Genomic DNA, 20473 nt, shown 5'->3' with positions numbered 1-20473 from the left:
GACGCGCCGCCGGACACCACTGTGCCACAGCTCACGGGCTCGCGGGGCGGTCACGGCCGGGCGGCCGCGGCCGGCTCAGTGGAAGAGCAGGATGATGAGCACCGCGCCCACGATGACGCAGCCGCACAGGGCGAAGCAGGTGTAGGACAGGCTCAGCACGAGACCCTTCTGCCCGTCCGTGAGCGGCACCCGGCTGGCGGCCTTCTCCGCGCGCCGCTCGGCCTTGCGCCGCTCCTTCTCGGTCACCACCGTGATCGCGTCGGGGAACTCCTTGGGCGGGACGACGGGCGGCTTCCCGCCCACCACGAGGAGGCGCAGTCCGAGTGCGTAGAGGCCCACGAGGAGCCCGGCCCCGGCCAGTGCTGCGACGAAGACCTGGACGAAGGCCAGCCAGTCGATGCTCATGCGTTCTCGTCCTCTCGGGGTGCTGCCGCGTGCGCTGCGGCGGGGGTCTCATCGCTCACGCGCTCGGCGGAGGCCTTCGCCCCGGCACCGGCCTCGCCGTTCTCCAGCCGCACCTTCGAGCGCAGGCGCGCGCCCTTCTTCAGCCGGACCGCCTTGCCGGACTCGGCGACATCGCTCATCGCGTTCGCGGCTCCCACCTGGTTCTTCAGCGAACGCAGGTAGAGCCCGCCGACCGCCCCGGCGGCGAGCACGAAGTCGAGCAGCAGGCCCCAGGGCCCCAGCCACACGACGATGACGGCGGCGAGTCCGCCCACCAGGCCCGCGGCCGGCAGCGTGAGGAGCCAGCCGATCACGATCTTGCCGGCGGTGGACCAGCGGACCTTGGAGCCGCGGCGGCCCAGTCCCGAGCCGATGACGGAGCCGGAGGCGACCTGCGTGGTGGACAGCGCGAAGCCGAGGGCCGAGGAGGCGAGGATGGTCGCCGCCGTCGAGGACTCCGCGGAGAAGCCCTGCGCGGGCTTCACCTCCGTGAGCCCCCTGCCCAGCGTGCGGATGATGCGCCAGCCTCCCATGTAGGTGCCGAGCGCGATCGTGATGGCGCAGCTGAGGACCACCCAGGTCTGCGGCTCGTGGTGCGCGGCCGACTGCCAGCCCGTCGTGATGAGGACGAGGGTGATGATGCCCATCGTCTTCTGCGCGTCGTTGGTGCCGTGGGCCAGCGCCACGAGCGAGGAGGTGAGGATCTGCCCGATCCGGAAGCCGTCGCGGCCGTTGGGGCCCTTGGAGTACCGGCGGGTGGCCCGGTACGCGAGCTTGGTGCACAGGAAGGCGATGATCGCGGCGATGAGGGGCGAGAGCAGCGCCGGGAGCACGATCTTCGACATCACTCCGGCCACATTCACCGCGGTGAACCCGATGCCCACGATGGTGGCGCCCAGGAGCCCGCCGAACAGCGCGTGCGAGGAGCTCGAGGGCAGCCCCAGCAGCCATGTGAGCATGTTCCAGAAGATCGCGCCCACGAGGCCGGCGAAGATGAGCATGGGGAAGATGTCCCCGCCGATCCGGTCCTCGTGGAGGATGCCGCCGGAGACGGTCTTCGCCACCTCCGTGGACAGGAGCGCGCCGATGAGGTTGAGGACCGCCGCGAGCGCCACCGCCGTCTTGGGCTTGAGCGCCCCTGTCGCGATGGGCGTGGCCATGGCGTTGGCCGTGTCGTGAAAGCCGTTGGTGAAGTCGAAGAAGAGCGCCAGCGCGATGACCAGCAAGACGGTGAGGGTGACGATTTCCACAGGCTGCCTCGGTGTCGACGGACGGTGACGGCCCGCCCACTCCGCAGGATCGGATGGCGCGCACTCGAACCCGAGTTTAACGCCGGATGAACGTCCCTGTGCCCCGCGCGCCCTCCTCGGCGCCGCGTGTGGCCAACCGCACAGGCCGCCTCCCGCGCTCGAGTGCGCCGGCGCCTGCGGAGGCTGACCACCCTCACAGGTGGGGAAAACCCCCGGGTCTCGTACGGGTCCGCGCTCCTAGGGTGGGCCGGGGGCCGATGCGGACAGCGCGTCTCATCCTCAGGTATGAGAGCCGATGTCAGCCTTCAGGGGGACGCGGCGGCCCTCCGATCCTGAGAGGATCATCCAGGGTCCGGGAGAAGAGCCTCCGCGCGGAGCCGGCGCATGCCGGGCGCGGGCGGGCACCGGCAGCAGCACGCGAGAACGGGAAGAGGGACACGTGACGGCCTTGACGAGGATGAGCCTGCTCAATCGCCTGATAGTGGGGATGGTCACCGCCGCGGTGATGGTCTCCGGCATCGTGGCGACCACCAAGCTCAACCAGGAGACGATGCCGTCGATCTCCACACCGGTCATCGTGGTGGGCGCGAGTCTGCCGGGGGCCTCGCCCGAGGTGGTGGAGGACACCGTCACGGCTCCGCTGGAGACCGCGCTCATGGCGATCCCGGACGTGGACTCCGTCACGACGGAGACCACGCCCGGCTCCATGTACGCAGAGGTGTGGTGGCCGTTCGACGCCGATGAGGACCAGCTCGAGGGCGAGGTCCGCCGGGCTGTCGACGGAGCAGCCGCCTCCCTTCCCGATTCCGCCGAGACAGAGGTGATCTCCGCCTCGATGGACGCGGTCCCCGTCGTGAGCCTCGCGGTGTCCTCGGCCACGGGCGAGGAGGACCTGAGCTCGCGCGTCGAGTCCGGTCTCGTCCCGGAGCTCGAATCGCTGCCCGGCGTCGCGACCGTGGACCTCAGCGGCCAGCGGGAGCAGGAGGTCTCGATCACCCTCGATTCGGCACAGGCCGAGGAGCACGGCATCGCCGCACCGCAGATCATGGAAGCGATCGAGGCCGCCGGCACCGTCACCCCGGGCGGCAGCACGACGGAGAACGGGCGGTCCCTCTCCGTCGAGGTCGGCTCCGAGCTCGATGCGGTCGAGACCGTGGCCGAGACCCCGCTGCAGACCGAGGACGGCCCCATCGTCCTCGCGGACGTCGCGGACGTCGAGCTGGCTCAGGTCGAGCAGACCTCGCTCTCCCGCGCCAACGGCGCCGACGCCCTCTCCCTGTCCGTGACCAAGACCCCGCAGGCCAATGTCGTGGAGGTCTCGCACGCCGTCGCCGATGCCATCGACGCGGCCTCGCCCCAGCTGGGCGAGGACGTCGAGTTCACGACGATCTTCGACCAGGCCCCGGACATCGAGCAGTCCATCCACGACCTCTCGGTGGAGGGCGGCCTCGGGCTCCTCTTCGCAGTGCTCGTGATCCTCGCGTTCCTGGGGACGTTCCGGTCCACGATCATCGCCGCGATCTCGATCCCGATGTCACTGCTCATCGCGATGATCGGCCTGTGGGTGGGCGAGTACACGCTCAACCTCCTCACGCTGGGAGCGCTCACCATCGCGGTGGGCCGCGTCGTGGACGACTCCATCGTCGTCATCGAGAACATCCGCAGACGCCAGGGCATGAGCGAGCTCACGGTCGAGGATATCGTCGCCTCCGTCCGCCAGGTCGCCGGCGCTGTGACCGCCTCGACGCTCACGGCGGTCGCGGTGTTCCTGCCCATCGTCTTCGTCTCCGGCATCGCCGGCCAGCTCTTCCGGCCCTTCGCGATCACCGTGAGCCTCGCGATGGTCGCCTCCCTCCTCGTCTCGCTCACGATCGTGCCGACGCTCGCGTACTGGTTCCTCCGGCACCGTCCGCGGCCGCTCAGCCCTGCCCGGCAGGAGCGGTCCGATGCGCGCTATGCGGCCTGGCGGGAGAAACAGGAGGCCAAGGCGCTGCGGCGGCAGGAGCGGAAGAACGCGAGGATCGAGAAGGCCAATGCCAAGCGCGAGGCCAAGGGCCGGGCCCCGCGGCCGCTCGTCGCCGCCGCCTCCGTCGTCGAGCCCTATCCCACGGGAGAGGCCTCCGGCCCCATCGACCGCCTGCAGCAGGGCTTCCTGCCCACCATCCAGGCCGCACTGCGGCATCCCGGACGCACGCTGGGAATATCCGCCGTCGTGCTCGTCCTCACCCTCGTGCTCGCGACGTTCCTCAAGACGGATCTGCTGGGCGAACAGGGCCAGACCTCCCTCTACGTCACGCAGGAGCTCGAGGACGGCACCTCGCTCGAGGTGAGCGACGAGGCCGCCCAGCGCGTCGAGGAGGTCCTCGCCGAGGACCCGGACATCGAGGACTACCTCTCCACCATCGGCGGTGGCGGCGGGATGATGGGCGGAGGCGGCGGCTCGAACTCCTTCACCGTGACCCTCGCCGAGGACGCGGAGCCGCAGGAGGCCACCGCGCGCCTGTCCGATGCGCTCTCCGCGCTCGAGGACGCCGGCGAGGTCTCGGTGGGCGGCGCCTCCCAGGAGCTCTCGGAGGATGTCACGATCAACCTCACGGGGCAGGATCCCCAGGCCATCGAGGAGGCCGCGCAGGAGCTCACCGAGCAGGCCGCCGCGCTGCCAGGCGTCGCCGAGGCGAGTCACGACCTCGCGGGCGAGCAGCCCGTGCTGAGCGTGGACGTCGACCGCGAGGTCGCCGCCGACTACGGCTTCACGCAGGCCGAGGTGGGCCAGGCCATCGCCGCGGCCCTGCAGGGCGTGCCCGCGGGCACCCTCACGCTCGAGGGCACGGAGCGGGACATCAGGATCGCGCCCACGCATCCCGACGCCTCGCCGGAGGAGATCGCGAACCTGGAGCTGCCGGTGAGCCAGCGCCAGACGCAGCAGGCGCAGGAGGAGGCCCAGGACTCCATCGACGAGCGCATGGACGCCCGCGCGGCAGAGGCCGAGCGCGAGGCCGAGGAGGCCAACCGGGAGGCGATGGACCAGGCGATCGACATGCGCGATCAGGCCGCGGACCAGGTGCAGGAGCTCGAGGACCAGCTCGATCAGCTGCGCAATCCCGGTTCCGGGCCGCCGCCGGAGCAGCCCGATCCCGCAGCGGAGCTCGAGGACGCGCTCGCCGATGCCCGCGACGGCCTGCAGGAGGCCGAGGACGGCATCGCCGACCTGCGCGAGACACAGGAGCAGCAGCGACAGGAGCAGGAGGAGCAGGAGGCCCTCGCCGACGAGCAGGAGGCCGTCCCGGACATCACGGGCAGCGCGATCACGGTGGACGCACTCGCGGACGTCGAGGAGGTGCAGACCGCCCCCAGCATCAGCCGGGCCGAGGGCGAGCGCCAGGCCACCGTGTCCGTGACGCCCGAGGCGGGGCAGCTGAGCGCGGTGTCGGCCGCGGTCGCGCAGCTCGAGGCCGAGGCGGACCTGCCCGCCGGCGTGAGTTTCGCGGTGGCCGGTGCGGCGGAGGACCTCATGGAGTCCTTCTCGCAGCTGGGACTCGCGATGCTCGCCGCCATCGTGCTCGTGCTCATGGTGATGATCGGGACGTTCCGGTCCATCGTGCAGCCGCTCGTGCTGCTGGTCTCGATCCCGTTCGCGGCGACGGGCGCGGTCCTCCTGCTCGTCATCACGCAGATCCCGCTCGGCATCCCGTCGATGATCGGCCTGCTCATGCTCATCGGCATCGTGGTGACGAACGCGATCGTGCTCATCGACCTCATCAACAAGTTCCGCGAGGGCGGCATGGAGCTCATGGACGCGGTGCTGCACGGGACGCGCCTGCGGCTGCGGCCCATCCTCATGACGGCGGCGGCGACGATCTTCGCGCTCGTGCCGATGTCGCTGGGGCTCACCGGGGGCGGGGTGTTCATCTCGCAGCCGCTCGCGATCGTCGTGATCGGCGGGCTCACGTCCTCGACGCTGCTGACCCTTGTGCTGGTCCCGGTCCTGTACTATCTCACGGAACGGGCGAAGGAGCGCCGCCGCGAGCGCAGCGTCCGGCGGAAGGAGTCCAAGGCGGCGATGCGGGCCAGTAGGGAGGCGCTCGCCGCAGGAGACGCGGAGGACTGACCCGTCCGGGTCTCCGCCGCCGGAGGTCACGGTGTCTGCGCCTTCGCTAGGCTGAGTCACCGTGACCTCCGCCCTCGCCCTGAGCATCCTCGGGCTCGCGCTCTTCGACAGCACGAGCGCGGGGACCTCACTCGTCCCCCTGTGGCTCCTGCTGGCACCGGGGAGGGTGCGCTCAGGGCGGATCGCGGCGTATCTCGTCACCCTCGCCGGCGCCTACTTCGCCGGCGGCGTCCTGGTCGCGCTCATCGCCCGCCCCGTCCTCGGCTTCCTCACCGGCGTGCTGGAGGGCTGGTCGCCGGTGACCGCCCCCCTCGTGCTCGCCGGCCTCGGCCTGCTCACGGCGGGCATGGGCGCGCTCATGCTCACCCGGACGTTCGCACAGGCCGCGCGGCTCATCCCCTCGCAGCTGCAGGACTGGCGCAGGCGGACGCTGGAGGCGGATTCGGCACGCGGGATCATGGGCGTGGCGCTCATCGCCTTCGCGGTCGAATTCACGGGGATGCTCCCCTATCTCGGAGCCATCGCCCTGCTCACGGGCACGGATCTGGGCTGGGCCGGCATCACCGGCTGGATCGGGCTCTACTGCCTCGTGATGATCCTGCCGGCCGTGCTCCTCACGCTCGTACGGGTGCTCGCGCACGAGCGCATCGACCCCGCCCTGCACCGGCTCGACGCCTGGCTGGAGCGGCGGGGAACCCAGCTCAGCGCGGTCTCCTTCATCGCGGTGGGCGCGCTCCTCGCCGCGTACGGCGGCGTCGGGCTGTTCACCTGAGCGGCCATCCCCTTTCCCACCCCTTGTGCCGCTGAACGCCCCGACGCATCCGGGCGTTCAGCGGCACAAGGGGTGGGAACTCGTGCGCGAACCCACTGCACCCTTGACCATATGGTCGGCATTCACCGACCATATGAATATGACCGACGATACGGGTAAGGCGGACCATACGAATGATGCCGACCGTGCGGACGATGCCGCCCCGCCGGACTACGCGCTCGACGAGGTCCGGAGCCTCAGCAGCCCCGAGGAGCACCGCGCGCTCTTCGAGGACACCCGCATGCAGATCGTGAGCGCGCTGAGCGAACGGGCCGCCACCACCAGCGAGCTCTCCCACCTCCTCGACCGCCCCAAGGGCACCATCGGCCACCATCTCAAGGTGCTCGAGGCCGCGGGGCTCGTGCGGGTCGTGCGACGGAAGCGGGTGCGGGCGCTCGAGGCCAAGTACTACGGCCGCACCGCCCGGGTCTTCCTGTACGGGCGCGAGGGGGCCGGCGCCCGGGTCCCGGAACAGGTCATCGATCTCGCCGCCGCGGAGCTCGCGCAGGTCCCGCACGACCACGACGGGGTGCTCAACGCGAACATCCGCCATGTGCGCGTGCCCGCCGCGCGGGCCGAGGAGTTCAGCGACCGCCTCAATGCGCTGCTGCAGGAGTTCGCCGATTCCCCGCGCGGGGGCACCACCACCTATGCGCTCGCCTTCGCCCTCTACCCGTCTCCCCGTCCGCCGCTCGGCTCCGCCGCTGGCGAGGGCGCTGAGACATGACGGGGGCGGAGCCTCCCGGCACCGGACGCGCCGCAGAGCCCGCACCGCGTCTGGGCGGGCGCTACTGGAGGCTGCTCGGGGCCTCGGCGGCAGCCAACCTCGGCGATGGGCTCATGAGCGTGGCCGTCGTGTGGCTCGCGTCCTCCCTCACCCGCGAACCCCTGTGGCTCACCCTCATCGCGCTGGCCACCCGGCTGCCCTGGCTGCTGCTCTCCCTGCCCGCGGGCGTCCTCGCGGACCGCGTCGACCGATGCCGCCTCGTCGCCCTCATGGACGGGGCGCGCAGCCTCCTCGTCCTCGCCTTCACCCTGTTCCTGCTCGCGCTCCGCGGCCCGGCACCGGCACCCGGCCCCGACGCGCATGCGGACGCCGCTCCCGGGACGCTGCTCCTGCTCACAGCCCTCTGCCTCCTCGCCTTCCTGGTGGGCTGCGCGGAGGTCCTGCGCGACACCACCGCACAGGCCCTCATGCCCTCCATCGTCGACCACCGGCTGCTGGAACGGGCGAACGGGCGGCTCTGGGGTGCCGAGACCGCGCTCGGCAGCTTCGCAGGGCCGGCGCTCGCCGGAGCGCTCGCGGGGATCGCCGCGGTCGTGCCCTTCGGCGCCTACGCCGCGCTGCTCGCGCTCGCAGGTGCGCTCATGCTCACGCCGCGAGGGCGGGGCGGACAGGAGCGGAGCAGTGAGCGGGAGGACGCCCCGCACCCTCGTTCCTTCCGCCGCGAGATCGCCGAGGGCTTCGCCTGGCTGTGGCGCCACCGCCTGCTGCGCACGCTGGCTCTGCTGCTGGGCGCGCTCAACTTCCTGGGCATGCTGACCTCGGCGCTGTTCGTCTTCTTCGCCCAGGACGTGCTGGGGGTGACCGGCGGGCCGGCGTTCGGGATGCTCACGACCGGCATGGCAGCTGGCGCTCTCATCGGCGCCCTCACCGGCGACCGGGTCGCCGAGGCGCTCCGCGAGGGCACGGCGCTGCGCGGGTCGCTCCTCGCCCTCGGAGCGTGCTATGGCCTCATCGGCCTGCTCAGCCATCCCGGGGCGGTCTGGGCGGTGAGCGTCGCGATGGGCTTCGCCGTGGTGGTGTGGAACATCGTGACGGTCTCCCTCCGCCAGCGGATCATCCCCGACCGCCTGCTGGGCAGGGTGAACTCCGTCTACCGGTTCTTCGGCTGGGGGACGATGTCACTGGGCGCATTCGCCGCCGGTGCGCTCGTCTCCCTCCTCGAACCGGGACTGGGCCGCGAGTGGGCGCTGCGCTCCACGTACCTGAGCGCCGCCGTGCTCACCGTCCCCCTCCTCCTGTGGAGCTGGAGGCAGATCGGCAGCGCGCGGATCGATGCCGCACGCGCCGCGGCCGCCTGACTGGCACAATGACGGACATGCGCGATCTCGAGGAGCTGCTCGACGAGGCCGCCCGCGCCGATGTGACCGGCTGGGACTTCTCCTGGCTCGACGGCAGGGCGAGCGAGGCGCGGCCGCCCTGGCGCTACTCCCTCCTGCTGGCCGAGGCGGTGGCCGGCGTGCGGACCGCCCTCGACCTCGACACCGGCGGCGGCGAGGTGCTGGACGAGGCGCCCGTGCTCGCGCAGGAGCAGCATGCGACGGAGAGCTGGCCCGCGAATGCGGAGGCCGCACGCAGACGCCTGGGCCCGCGCGGGGTCACGGTGCACGAGACCGAGCCCGGCGCCGCCCTGCCCTTCGCGGACGGCACCGTCGACCTCGTCACCGCTCGCCACCCCGTCGCCCCGGACTGGGCGGAGATCACACGGGTGCTCTCCCCCGGCGGGGAGTACCTCGCCCAGCACGTGGGGGCGGCCTCGGCCTTCGAGCTCATCGAGTTCTTCATCGGGGAGACGACTCCGGCCCAGCGCCGCGCGCGCCTGGCCGAGGACGAGGCAGAGGCCGCCCGCGCCGCCGGCCTCGACGTCGAAGAGCTGCGCACGGCCCGCCTGCGCATGGAGTTCTTCGACGTCGGCGCCGTCGTGTGGATCCTGCGCAAGTGCGTGTGGTGGGTGCCGGACTTCAGCGTCGAACGGCACCGGGACCGCCTGCGGGAGATGGATGCGCTCATCCGCGCCCGCGGGAGCTTCACGGCGCACTCCTCCCGTCACCTCATCCGCGCCCGGCGCTGCCTGCGCCGCTGACCAGCCCGAGGTGCGCGGGCACGTCCGCGACCGAGTCCAGCACCGCGGTCGCCCCCGTGCCGGCGAAGTCCTCCGTCCGCAGCTCGCCGGTGAGGACGCCGATCACCTGCGCCGCGCCCGAGGCCGCCCCTGCGCGGGCGTCGACGACGGTGTCGCCGGCGACAAGCACCTGTGCCACGGACTGCACGCCGGTGCGCTCCATCGCCCGGTGGATCATGTACGGGAAGGGCCGGCCCGCGGCGACCTCATCGGAGGTGACGACGGCGTCGAGGAGCTCGCCCTCTCCCGTCGCCCAGCCGAGCGAGGCGAGCAGGGGGGCGGCGACATCGGCGGAGAATCCGGTCGTGAGCGCGACCTTCACACCCTGTGAGCCCAGGGTGCGCAGAGCGTCCTCGACGCCGGGCAGTCCGACCGGCGGATGTGCGGCGTAGTATTCGCCGAGCAGCGCGCGGAAGCGGTCGAAGCAGGCCGCGACCGTCGCCCCGTCCGCGGCATGTCCGCCCAGACGCAGGAGGTTCGTGATCGCCTCGACCTTGTCCGCGCCCATCCAGGTCTGCAGATCGCTCGCGGCGACCGGGGTCCCGGTCTCCGTCACGCAGTTCTCCAGGGCGCGGTAGACGTCGCCGTGCTCGTCGATGGTCGTGCCTGCCATGTCGAAGGCGACGAGGCGGATATCGGTCATGGTGTGTCCTCCAGTGTGTGTGCGGCCGCCGTGCGCGGCGGTCCCGGGATTCGGTTCTGCGCGGAAAGCGCGGAGCAGGGAGTGCGGAAGATGTGCGGGTCAGGATCGGGGCGACGGTGGGGCGCCGGCCCCTCCCGCCGGCTCCGGCAGCGCGCGGAGCATGGCGGGCCGCGTCTCCATCGTGTTCTCGACCGTGAACGTCACCGTGCCCGGCCGGTACCGCTCGTCCGAGAACTCGAGCGCGCGGCCGGCCGAGGAGAAGGAGATGCGCTGCTCGCGCAGCAGCGGCGCCCCCTCCTCGGTGGCGAGGAGCCTCGCGTCCTCCGGTGCGGCCGCGACCGCGTCGAAGGTGTGCCGGGCCGAGTGCAGATCGACGCCGCAGGCCGTGAGCCGGGCGAAGATCGAACCGGAATCGGTGTCGAAGTCGAACAGGTGCCTGCCCACGTCGAGCACGAAGGCCGTCCGCTCCACCATGACGGGATCCCCGTCGAGGAGGCGCGTGCGGAGGAGCTCGACCACCGGCTCACCGGTCTCCAGCCCCAGGGCCGAGGCGAGCGCGGGGCCGGCCGGGCGCCTGGCGACCTCGGCCGTGCGCTGTCCCGGCGTCCGCCCGGTGGAGAGCGCCCAGGAGCTGAATGACTGGAAGCTCTCCAGCGGCTGACTCGGCACCTCGCCGATCACCCTGGGCGGGCGCCCGCGGGTCACGGCGATGAGCCCCTCGGCCCGGAGCGCGGCGATCGCGTGCCGGACGGTCCCACGGGAGACGGACCAGCGGCGGCACAGTTCGGCCTCACTGGGCAGTGCGGAGCCGACGGGCAGCTCTCCCGCTGCGATCAGGGTGCGGATGTCCGCGCTGATCTGCTCGTGGAGGGCGAGGGACCGCCCCGGTGTCTGTTCTCTTGTCTGCACAAGTTCCACACTAGCGCCGAAAGGGGCGCCGCAGAACCGCCTGGGCCAACTCCGGATGAACAGCTTGTGACGGGCAGATCCCCTGCGTGAACAGTTCTCCAACGTGCATCGAAGCGGCCCGGATCCGCTTGTACAGACAAGTTCCGCCGAGGCAGGCTGAAGCCATGCAGAACTCTCCGCACAGCACCGCTCACAGCGACATCGCCGTGGTCGGCTCCGGCATCGTCGGCCTCGCCCATGCCCGGGCCGCGCTCCGCCGCGGCCTCACCGTCACCGTCATCGAGGCCGACCACGAGCCCGTGGGCGCCTCCGTCCGGAACTTCGGCCACTGCTGCATCACCGGCCAGACCGGGATCGCGGCGGAGCTCGCCGAGGCCGGCCGCGAGCACTGGCTGTCCGCGGCCTCGGCGGCGGGCTTCTGGGCACGGGAGTCCGGCGCCTATGTCGCGGCCTCCTCCGGAGCCGAGATGCGCGTGCTGAAGGAGGCGCAGCGGGCCCAGGGCGCCGAGCGCATCCGGCTGCTCGACGCCGCCGAGATCGCCGCCGCACTGGGCACCGCGGAGACCGGCACCTCGGCCGCCGGGACCGGGGCGACCACCGCGGTGGGCGGGGCGCATCTGCCCCGCGACCTGCGGGTCGACCCGCGCACCGCCGCTCCCGCCCTGGCGGCATGGCTGCGCGCACAGCCCGGGGTCGCCGTGCTCACCGGCACCCGTGCCCTCGAGATCGCCCCGGGCGGCGTGCTCACCACGCGCGGCTTCGTCTCCGCCGACCACACGTTCGCGTGCACCGGCCACCACCTGCAGGGCCTGCTGCCGGAGCTGGCGGAGAGGGCCGGCGTCCGCGAGTGCGCGCTGAACATGGCGCTCGTCGACGCACCCGCGCACCTCACCACGGACGCCGCGGTGCTCACCGGAACCTCGCTCCTGCGCTATGACGCGTTCTCGACCACCGCTGCAGCGGGACCCCTCCGCGCGCACCTCGCGGAGACGGAACCCGCACTGCTCGGGATCGGGGCCAATGTGATGTTCGCCCGGCGGCCGGACGGAAGCCTGCTCGTGGGCGACAGCCACGCGTATGCGCCCACCGTCGGCCCGTTCCTCGACGAGGACGCCACCGAGGTCCTGCTCACCGCAGCCGCGCGCATCCTCGGCACCCCCTCCCTGCGGGTGCGGCAGCGCTGGCAGGGGGTGTACGCCTCCTCCGAGACCCGACCGCTCGTGATCGAGCCCCTCGGCTCGCACGCCACCGCCGTCACCGTCGCCACCGGGATCGGGATGACGCTCGCCTTCGGCCTCGCCGAGCACACCCTCACGGGGCTCGAGGCGGAGACCGGCGTCGCCGCCCTCGCACCGTGAGACCTCCCCCGCCCCTCCCCTCCCCCCGGAACCCCGTCCTCGAACCGCCTCCCGCACCTCCCAGTCCGCTCCGCGCACCCATGCGCTCACATCCCCGAGGAGTCCCCATGACCTTCTCCCCCGTCCGCCTGCGCTCGGCCCTGGGCGCACTCGCGGCCGCCGCCGTGCTCGCCCCGGGCCTCGCCGCCTGCTCCACCGCCTCCGCGGAGGCCTCCCCCACCTGTCCCGACGGGAAGATCGATTTCGGCATCGAGCCCTTCGAGGACCCGGCCAAGCTCGAGCCCGCCTACCAGAAGCTCGCGGAGGCCCTCGGCGAGGAGCTCGACTGCGAGGTCGAGGTCTCCGTCCTCGAGGACTACTCCGCCGAGGTGCTCGCGATGCAGAACGGCAAGCTCGACCTCGGTCAGTTCGGTCCGCTCGGCTACGTCTTCGCCTCGCAGCGGGCCGATGCCGAGCCGCTGGCCTCGTTCGGCACCGCCGACGGCGAGCTGAGCACCTACCGCGCGGGCATCTGGGTGCCGGCCGATTCGCCCATCCGGACGGTGGCCGATCTGCGCGGCCGGGACCTCGCGCTCGGCGGCGTCGGCTCGACCTCCGGCGACGTCCTCCCCCGGTCCGCCCTCGCCGATGCCGGGGTCGCCGAGGACGAGCTCGACATCAACTACGCCGGCGGCCACCCCGAGGCGCTGCTCGCGCTCGCCAACGGCGCCGTCGACGCCGCGCAGATCAACACGCAGACGCTCACGACCGCCGAGGCCGAGGGCACCTTCGACCCGAGCGGCTACCGCATGGTCTGGGAGTCCGAGGACATCCCCAACGACCCCATCACGGTCCGCGGCGACGCCGACCCCGAGTTCAAGACCGCCGTCCGGGAGGCGCTGCTCAGCCTCGACCCGGCCGTGCTCGAGGAGATCGGCGGCTTCCTCGACTTCTCGCCGGCCGGGCAGATGATCGAGGTCGACGAGCAGACCTACGCGCCGCTCTTCGAGCTCGCGGAGACGATGAACCTCACGGAGGAGGACGTCTGATGGGGGCCGCGCCCACTCTGAGCCTGCAGACCGCGACCGCCCCCGCCCTGAGCGTGGCCGATCTCCGCATCTCCTTCTCCGGGCGCACCGTGCTCGACTCCGTGAGCTTCGATGTGCATGCGGGCGAGCTCGTGGCCTTCCTCGGCGCGAACGGCTCCGGCAAGTCGACCACGCTGCGCGCGGTGGCGGGGCTGCTGGGCCACGACTCCGGCACCATCGAGGTCGAGGGCCGGCCGACGGGCTGGCGCCCGCAGCGCAGCCGCCCGCCCCGGCAGGACGCGCGCACCGCGATGGTGTTCCAGCGGTTCCACCTCGTCCCGCGCCGCAGCGTGCTCGCCAATGTGTGCACGGGCGCCCTGCACCGGATGACCACCTGGCAGTCCCTGCTGCCGCTCACCTTCCCCACCGCGGTGAAGGAGGAGGCGATGGAGGCGCTCGCCCGTGTGGGTCTCACCGACCGGGCGCACGAGCCGGCCGGGAGGCTCTCCGGCGGACAGCAGCAGCGGGTGGCGATCGCCCGCGCCCTGTGCCAGGGCGCGAGGGTCCTGCTCGCGGACGAGCCCACGTCGGCGCTCGATCCCAGTGCGGCGGCCACCGTCATGGAGCTCCTGCGGGACCTCGCGGAGGTCGACGGACTCGCCGTCGCCGCGGTGCTGCACTCCCCGTCCCTGGCCCGCGAGTACGCGCACCGGATCATCGGGCTGCGCGATGGGCGCATCGTCATGAGCGGCACGCCCGAGACCGTCGCCGAGGGCCGGATCGCCGGCCTCTACGGCACCCCGACCCCGCAGGAGGCAGCGGCATGAACCGCACGGAAGCACCCGACCCGGTCGCCGCGCCGTCATCCGGCGCGGCTGCGGCCCAGGGAGGCGGGAGGACCGCCTCACAGGGAGCGGCCTCGGCGATGAAGCGCGACCGGAGGCGCACGGGAGCTGTCACGGCGGTGGTCCTGGCCCTCGTCGCCGCCCACGTCATCGCGGTCCGCGAGACGGAGTTCTCCCTCCTCGCCCTCGTCGAGGGGCAGGAGGGCATGGCGAGGTTCCTCTCGGAGGCGTTCCCGCCGGACCTCAGCTGGGCCGACACCGTGCGGCCCGCCCTCGAGGCGACGGGCATCACCCTGTGGATCGGTCTCCTCGGCACCACGTTCTCGATCCCCACGAGCGCCCTGCTCGCGGTCTGGGGCTCGCGCACGACGGCGCCCAACGCCCTCGTCTACCAGGCCAGCCGCGCGATCATGTCGTTCTTCCGCGCGGTGCCGGACATCGTGTTCGCCCTCATCTTCGTCACGGCGGTGGGCCTGGGCCCCTTCGCGGGCGTGCTCGCGCTCATCTGCCACAACACCGGCGTCATGGGCAAGCTGTGGTCGGAGGCGATCGAGGAGATCGACCCGGGCCCGTCCGAGGCACTGCGGACCGCCGGCGGCAATCGCGTCCAGATCGTCGCGAACGCAACCTTCCCGCAGGTGAGCGCCTCGCTGCTGGGCCTGCTGCTGTACCGCTTCGATGTGAATGTCCGCTCCTCCCTGGTGCTCGGCCTCGTGGGCGCAGGAGGCATCGGCCTCCTCATCAACCAGTCGATCAAGTCCTTCCAGTTCGATGCGATGCTCACGCAGATCATCGTCGTGCTCGTCCTCGTCATCGCAGTCGACCTGTTCTCCGCCGTCGTGAGGAAGCGGCTGGCGCTCTGAGGCCAGCGCTCTGAGACCGGGAGGCGCTGCCGTCGGGCACGTCCTCCTCCGTCGCCCTCGGCGCCGTCTCCTGTACCGTCCGGACGGTTGTGTCTGGTAGGTTGCCCTCCCGAGGACGCAGTCCGGTGGGGTCCGGCAGCGATCCGATGAGAGGAGGTGCGGATGGCAGCGCAGACGGAAGCGCAGATGACGGCGGACGGAGCGAAGCCGCGCGCTTGGCTCCTGCTCCTCGCGGCCATCGCGCTCGAGGTCGCGGCCTCCCTCTCGCTCAAGGGGGCGCTGGAGCGGCCCCTCCTCTACGGTGTGGTGGCGATCGGGTACATCGGGGCATTCGCCTGCCTCGGCCTCGTCCTGCGGGCGGGCATGCCGCTGGGGGCCGCCTACGGGATCTGGGGCGCCTCCGGCGTCGCTCTCACCGCCGTGCTCTCGATGGTGGTCTTCGGGGAGCCGTTCGGCCTCCTCATGGGCGCCGGCATCGTCCTCATCATCGCGGGGGTGGTGTGCGTGGAGCTGGGTTCGCAGCACGCGCCGCGGGCGCCCTCCGCGGGCGAGGAGCCGTCGTCATGGGAGGCCGCCGGATGATCGTCTGGCTGTGCCTCCTCGGGGCCGTCGTCTTCGAGGTGACGGGCACGCTCTCGCTGCGGATGGTCGCGGCCGGCGCCCGCAGGTGGTTCGCGGCTGTGGCCGTGAGCTACCTCATCGCGTTCTCGCTCCTCTCCCTCACGCTCGCCCACGGCATGCCGCTGGGCATGGCCTACGGGATCTGGGCCGCGCTCGGGGTAGCGCTCACCGCCGCGCTCAGCCGCATCCTGTTCTCCGAGCCGCTCACCTGGCTCATGGTCGTCGGCATCGGCCTCATCGCCACCGGGGTGCTGCTCGTGGAGCTCGGCAGCGGGCACTGAAGCTCTGAGGGTCTGTGGGTCTGAGGCTCCGCGAGTCGCAGCGCACCTAGCCCGTCGCAGCGCACCAGATCGCCCTGTCCGCGCCGTCAGCCTGCCGGCCCCTCGCGCAGCGGCACGACATCGGGTGCGCCCATGCGCGCGGCGTCGGCGGTCTCGTCATCGGGCATCATCTGGCTCTCGCGCTCGGCGGCCACCCGGAGAAGGTAGTGCTCGACCTCGGTCTCCCGCTGCGCGGCGCTCCAGCCCAGCACCTCGCCCATGAGCCGGGCCGCCTCTTCGGCGGCCTCGGTCCCCCGGTCGGGGGTCTCCACCGAGATGCGCGTGCGCCGGGCCAGGACGTCGTCGAGGTGACGGGCCCCCTCCTGTGCCGCACCGTAGACGATCTCCGCACGCAGGTGGTGCGGGGCGCCTGTGAGCGGCTCGCCCAGGTCCGGGCTCCCGGCCGCGAGTGCGAGGACATCGGGAGCGAGCGAGCCGTAGCGCCGCAGGAGACGCTCCATCCGCCCCCCTCCCACACCGTGGCGAGCGGCGAGCGCCGCACGCTGGTTCCACAGCGCACGGAACCCGTCCGCGCCTGCGAGCGGCACCTCGGCGGTGCAGCTGGCGGGAACGGGACGGGAGAGCCCTGCGGCGGCAGCATCGACGGCATCTGCGGCCATGCGCCGGTAGGTGGTGTATTTGCCGCCGGCCACGAGCACGAGGCCCGGTGCGGTCGAGACCGCGTGCTCGCGGGAGAGCCTGCTCGTCGCATCCGACTCGCCTGCCAGGAGCGGGCGGAGGCCGGCATAGACGCCCTCCACGTCATCGCGGGTGAGCGGCACGGCGAGCACGCGGTTCACGTGCCCGAGGAGGTAGTCGATGTCGGCGGAGCTCGCCGCCGGATGGTCCGGGCTGAGCTCCCACGGGGTGTCGGTGGTGCCGATGATCCAGTGCTCCTCCCAGGGGATCACGAAGAGCACCGAGGCCTCGGTGCGGAGGATGAGGCCCGCCTCTCCCGGGATCCGGCTGCGCGGCACCACCAGGTGGATGCCCTTGGACGCGCGCACCCGGAACCGTCCGGGGCGGCCGGACATCGCCTGCATCTCGTCCGTCCACACTCCCGTCGCACTGATGACCTGCCGCGCGCGGAGAGCTGCCCGCTCCCCCGTCTCCAGATCGCACACCTCGGCGCCGCACACGCGCCCGCCCTCCCGCAGCAGGCCGGTGACCCGTGTGCGCGTGGCGACGTGTGCTCCGAAGGTCGCGGCGGTGCGGGCGACCGTCATGGTGTACCGGGCATCGTCCACCTGGGCGTCGAAGTAGCGGACGGCGCCCACGAGCGCGTCCCCGCGAAGGCCCGGCATCATCCGCAGCGCGCCCGCGCGGGTGAGCTGGCGATGGCGCGGCACCCCGCGCGTCCGGCCGGAGAGCACACCGAGGGAGTCGTACAGAGTGAGGCCCGCGGAGACGTAGCCGCGCTCCCACACGCGGCGCGTGAGCGGGTACAGGAACGGCACTGGGCGCACGAGGTGCGGGGCGAGGCGGTCGAGGAGGAGGCTCCTCTCTGCCAGCGCCTCCGCCACGAGGCGGAAGTCGAGCATCTCGAGGTAGCGCAGACCGCCGTGGATGAGCCTGCTCGAGCGGCTCGAGGTGCCCGAGGCGAAGTCCCGCGCCTCCACGAGGCCGGTGCGCAGGCCGCGGGTGGCGGCATCGAGCGCGGCACCCGCTCCCACGATCCCACCGCCGATCACGAGGACGTCGAGGGTGTCCGCGGTCATCGCGCGCAGCGCGGCGCTGCGCGCCTCCGGGGACAGCGCGGCTGTTCGCATGTCTCCCAGTCAATCAGCTCCGGGCCCGAGGCGGAAGGGCGAGGCAGCGGCGCGCACCGCGGCCGCCCGCGAGCTCTGTGCGAGCTCTGTGCGGGCTCTGTGCGGGCTCTGTGCGGGCTCAGCCCCGGCTGCCCTCTCCGACCCGTTCGAGCACCTTCGCAGAATGCCAGACGTAGAAGGTGGTGCCGGTCTTCATCCTGCGCTCCTTCGCCAGCCCCGCGTCGAGGGCCGCCTGGGTCGCCTGCCTGTCCGCCCGCAGGCCGAGCGCCTCGAGCTTCTTCCCCATCGCGATGGAGGACAGCCCCAGCTCCCTGCCGATCTCGGTCTGCGTGGCCCACGGGCCCTTCCGCTTGCGCGCAGCCTTCGCGCCGCCCGCCCCCGAGGCTCCCCCGCGGCTGCGGGAACCGGAACCGGAGTGCGCCTCGGCAGCGGCGTTCCCCTCCTTCCGCTCCCAGTCGATCTCGTGCATGCCGGTGACATAGGGCTGGTCCGAGCGCGAATCCGCGAACCGGGCGGAGAGGAGATCGGCTGCGGTGTTGAGCGGGTGCGCATTGGTCTCGTCGTGGCCGCGCACCCATTCGAAGGTCACGGGGTGGCTGCGCGCGTCGATGAGGTCGAGGATCCCGTAGATGAGGTCGAGGTTCTTCTTCCCCTCTGCCTTCGCGGGGTTCTTCCGCCAGCCCCTGGCCCATCTCGTCAGGCAGTTGATGGCGTACTGGCTGTCGGATTCGATGACGAGCGGGGTGTCCGGGTGATCGGCCAGCGCGTGCCTGATCCCGGTGAGCTCCGCGACGTTGTTGGTCTGCCGCGTCCAGGATCCCGCGGCGTAGCGGCCGTGCTCGTCCACCCAGGCCCAGCCTGCCGGGCCGGGATTCTTCCGGGCGGCTCCGTCAGTGCCGATGCGCAGAGCGCTGCTGGTCATCTCATCTCCGTTCGTGGACGCGGGCGGGCCAGCCGACAGTATGCCATCGCGGTCTCGCCCGCGCGGCCTCAGATCCCGAGGGTGTCGAGTGCGGTGCGGAGCCGGTCCACGGTCCCGTCGACATCGCCGAGCTTGTCGAGCCCGAACAGGCCCAGCCGGAAGGTGGAGAAGTCCGCGGGTTCGCCGCAGTGCAGGGGCACGCCGGCCGCGACCTGCAGCCCCGCTTCCCGGAATCGCGCTCCCGAGCGCAGCTGCGGGTCCTCGCAGTGGACGACGACCACGCTCGGCGCGGCGAAATCGGAAGCGGCGACGGACGGCAGCCCGCGGTCCGCAAGCAGGGTGCGCACTCGGCCGCCGAGGTCGAACTGTGCGGTCCGCAGCTGCTCGAGTCCGCACTCGTAGGTCTCGAGCATGAGCGCGGCGTTGTGCGCGAGCGCATCCGTGGGCAGGGTGGTGTGGTAGGGCGCGCGGCCCTCGCGATACTCGTCCATGATGGACAGCCACGTGCCGAGGTCGAGCGAGAAGCTCGTGGACGTGCGGGACTCGACTGCGCTTCGGGCGGAGTCGTTGAGCATCACGTACCCGGCGGCCGGTGAACCGGACCAGCCCTTCTGCGGAGCGCTGATGAGCACGTCGACGCCCAGATCGCGCATATCGGCCCACACCGCGCCCGAAGCGACGCAGTCGAGGACGAACAGTCCGCCGACGGCGTGCGCCGCTTCCGCGAGAGCCCGGAGGTAGTCGTCGGGCAGCAGGATTCCCGAGGCGGTCTCGACGTGCGGGGCGAAGACCACCTCCGGGCGCTCCTCCGCGATCGCGGCGACGACCTCGCTGACAGGCGCGGGCGCCCAGGCCGCCTGCGGTGCGCCGTCCACGGGCCGTGCGGTGCGGATCGCAGTTTCGGAGGCGATGCCTCCCGCGTCGAGGATCTGCGTCCACCTGTAGGAGAAGAGCCCGTTGCGCACCACGAGGCAGCGGCAGCCGGTTGCGAGCGAACGGGCGACGGACTCCATCGCATAGCTGCCCCCGCCCGGCACGAGCGCTGCGTGCTCGGCGGCGTACGTCTCCCGCAGCACGTCGCCGATGTCCTGCATGACGCGCACGAACCTCTGGGACATGTGATTGAGCGAACGGTCCGTGAAGACCACCGAGTACTCGAGGAGCCCTCCCGGATCGACATCATCATGCGGAAGTGACATGGGCTGCGCACCTGCTCTCGACGGGGACGAGTGGAAGCGCCGCCGGGCGCCGGCGGCCTCTCCTGCCACTGTACGCGAGCGTGCGATGCGCGCTCCTCACGGGCGGGGCTGCCCGTGAATGCAGTTCGAGGCCCTCGCGACCAGCATGCACGGGAGTCACACTCAACCACGCACACCAGTCACAAGGACCTCGAACCATACAAAACATTGCGGCAGTGACTTACTCTCCCACACCCCCTAGGGTGCAGTACCATCAGCGCTGGCAGGCTTAGCTAACCGGGTTCGGAAAGGATCCGGGCGTTTCCCCACCGCTATAACCACCGCAAAACCACAACCACACACAATCCCCACACCCACAACCATAAAGGAAAGGAGAAGATCATACCGTGTGGCAGGAAACCAAAAACAAGTCTACCAACAATGGACGCGAACACACAAACCAGCAATCACCAGTCATCATCGTGTTTACTCGTGTTACCCGACCCACACCACCACAAA

18 protein-coding genes and 1 rRNA gene are annotated in these 20473 nt (G+C 71.8%); 11 read left to right on the top strand and 8 right to left on the bottom strand.

Annotated elements, in window-relative coordinates; translation table 11 throughout:
• Positions 1-75: 75 nt before the first annotated feature.
• Both K318_RS0107410 and K318_RS20160 read right to left on the bottom strand, forming a co-directional pair.
• On the bottom strand, positions 76-405 hold the full coding sequence (locus K318_RS0107410; RefSeq protein WP_029089020.1) for a hypothetical protein: 330 nt from the start codon (positions 403-405) through the stop codon (positions 76-78).
• Positions 402-1694, bottom strand: a complete 1293-nt coding sequence (locus K318_RS20160; protein WP_051297681.1) for an inorganic phosphate transporter — start codon at positions 1692-1694, stop codon at positions 402-404. Before K318_RS20160 ends, K318_RS0107410 begins: the two co-directional genes overlap by 4 nt.
• A gap of 439 nt (positions 1695-2133) precedes the next feature.
• Between K318_RS20160 and K318_RS0107400 the strand changes: the two genes are divergently transcribed.
• The 5 genes from K318_RS0107400 to K318_RS0107380 all read left to right on the top strand — a co-directional run bounded on the left by K318_RS0107400 (position 2134) and on the right by K318_RS0107380 (position 9480).
• Positions 2134-5802, top strand: a complete 3669-nt coding sequence (locus K318_RS0107400) for an efflux RND transporter permease subunit (protein WP_029089019.1) — start codon at positions 2134-2136, stop codon at positions 5800-5802.
• 61 nt (positions 5803-5863) lie between these two features.
• Entirely contained in the window at positions 5864-6574 is a 711-nt protein-coding gene (locus K318_RS20155; RefSeq protein WP_051297679.1) for a GAP family protein, read from the top strand.
• A 139-nt stretch (positions 6575-6713) separates the two neighbouring features.
• Positions 6714-7340, top strand: coding sequence for a winged helix-turn-helix domain-containing protein (locus K318_RS20150; protein WP_084499849.1), 627 nt, complete (start codon positions 6714-6716; stop codon positions 7338-7340).
• Positions 7337-8698 (top strand): MFS transporter, encoded by a 1362-nt coding sequence (locus K318_RS0107385; protein WP_029089018.1) that lies wholly within the window; start codon positions 7337-7339, stop codon positions 8696-8698. Before K318_RS20150 ends, K318_RS0107385 begins: the two co-directional genes overlap by 4 nt.
• Before the next feature lie 17 nt (positions 8699-8715).
• Entirely contained in the window at positions 8716-9480 is a 765-nt protein-coding gene (locus K318_RS0107380) for a methyltransferase domain-containing protein (protein ID WP_029089017.1), read from the top strand.
• On the opposite strand, the gene K318_RS0107375 is transcribed toward K318_RS0107380, so the two are convergent.
• On the bottom strand, positions 9449-10162 hold the full coding sequence (locus tag K318_RS0107375) for a phosphonatase-like hydrolase (RefSeq protein ID WP_029089016.1): 714 nt from the start codon (positions 10160-10162) through the stop codon (positions 9449-9451). The two genes, K318_RS0107380 and K318_RS0107375, sit on opposite strands and share 32 nt — an antisense overlap.
• Positions 10163-10261: 99 nt before the next feature.
• On the bottom strand, positions 10262-11071 hold the full coding sequence (locus tag K318_RS20145) for a GntR family transcriptional regulator (protein WP_051297678.1): 810 nt from the start codon (positions 11069-11071) through the stop codon (positions 10262-10264).
• A gap of 164 nt (positions 11072-11235) precedes the next feature.
• Between K318_RS20145 and K318_RS0107365 the strand changes: the two genes are divergently transcribed.
• The 6 genes from K318_RS0107365 to K318_RS0107340 all read left to right on the top strand — a co-directional run bounded on the left by K318_RS0107365 (position 11236) and on the right by K318_RS0107340 (position 16046).
• Positions 11236-12429: a TIGR03364 family FAD-dependent oxidoreductase gene (locus tag K318_RS0107365; protein WP_029089015.1), complete on the top strand. Its 1194-nt coding sequence runs from the start codon at positions 11236-11238 to the stop codon at positions 12427-12429.
• Positions 12430-12536: 107 nt separating this feature from the next.
• A complete protein-coding gene (locus K318_RS0107360; RefSeq protein WP_156913862.1) occupies positions 12537-13457 on the top strand; it encodes a phosphate/phosphite/phosphonate ABC transporter substrate-binding protein in 921 nt (306 codons plus the stop codon).
• A complete protein-coding gene (locus tag K318_RS0107355) occupies positions 13457-14263 on the top strand; it encodes a phosphonate ABC transporter ATP-binding protein (RefSeq protein WP_051297677.1) in 807 nt (268 codons plus the stop codon). The genes K318_RS0107360 and K318_RS0107355 overlap by 1 nt, the downstream gene beginning before the upstream one ends.
• The gene (phnE, locus tag K318_RS20140) at positions 14260-15144 is read left to right on the top strand and encodes a phosphonate ABC transporter, permease protein PhnE (RefSeq protein WP_245579806.1); all 885 of its coding nucleotides are present in this window, start codon (positions 14260-14262) and stop codon (positions 15142-15144) included. Before K318_RS0107355 ends, phnE begins: the two co-directional genes overlap by 4 nt.
• Before the next feature lie 162 nt (positions 15145-15306).
• Positions 15307-15726 (top strand): DMT family transporter, encoded by a 420-nt coding sequence (locus K318_RS0107345; protein WP_245579805.1) that lies wholly within the window; start codon positions 15307-15309, stop codon positions 15724-15726.
• Positions 15708-16046 carry a DMT family transporter gene (locus tag K318_RS0107340; RefSeq protein ID WP_245579803.1) on the top strand — a complete coding sequence of 113 codons (339 nt, stop codon included), beginning with the start codon at positions 15708-15710 and terminating at the stop codon, positions 16044-16046. The genes K318_RS0107345 and K318_RS0107340 overlap by 19 nt, the downstream gene beginning before the upstream one ends.
• Before the next feature lie 86 nt (positions 16047-16132).
• Here K318_RS0107340 and K318_RS0107335 read toward each other — a convergent pair whose 3' ends face one another.
• The 4 genes from K318_RS0107335 to rrf all read right to left on the bottom strand — a co-directional run bounded on the left by K318_RS0107335 (position 16133) and on the right by rrf (position 20300).
• On the bottom strand, positions 16133-17854 hold the full coding sequence (locus K318_RS0107335; protein ID WP_029089010.1) for a glycerol-3-phosphate dehydrogenase/oxidase: 1722 nt from the start codon (positions 17852-17854) through the stop codon (positions 16133-16135).
• 118 nt (positions 17855-17972) lie between these two features.
• Positions 17973-18776: a ribonuclease HI gene (locus K318_RS23595; protein WP_051297676.1), complete on the bottom strand. Its 804-nt coding sequence runs from the start codon at positions 18774-18776 to the stop codon at positions 17973-17975.
• A gap of 68 nt (positions 18777-18844) precedes the next feature.
• A complete protein-coding gene (locus K318_RS0107325; protein WP_029089009.1) occupies positions 18845-19975 on the bottom strand; it encodes a pyridoxal-phosphate-dependent aminotransferase family protein in 1131 nt (376 codons plus the stop codon).
• 207 nt (positions 19976-20182) lie between these two features.
• Positions 20183-20300 (bottom strand): 5S ribosomal RNA (gene rrf, locus K318_RS0107320).
• Between the last annotated feature and the right edge of the window lie 173 nt (positions 20301-20473).

The sequence above is a fragment of the Brevibacterium album DSM 18261 genome (genome assembly GCF_000426445.1).
GTDB lineage: Bacteria > Actinomycetota > Actinomycetes > Actinomycetales > Brevibacteriaceae > Brevibacterium > Brevibacterium album.
The sequence above is the reverse complement of the archived record's forward strand: the minus strand, read 5'-3'. Positions and strand labels throughout refer to the sequence as shown.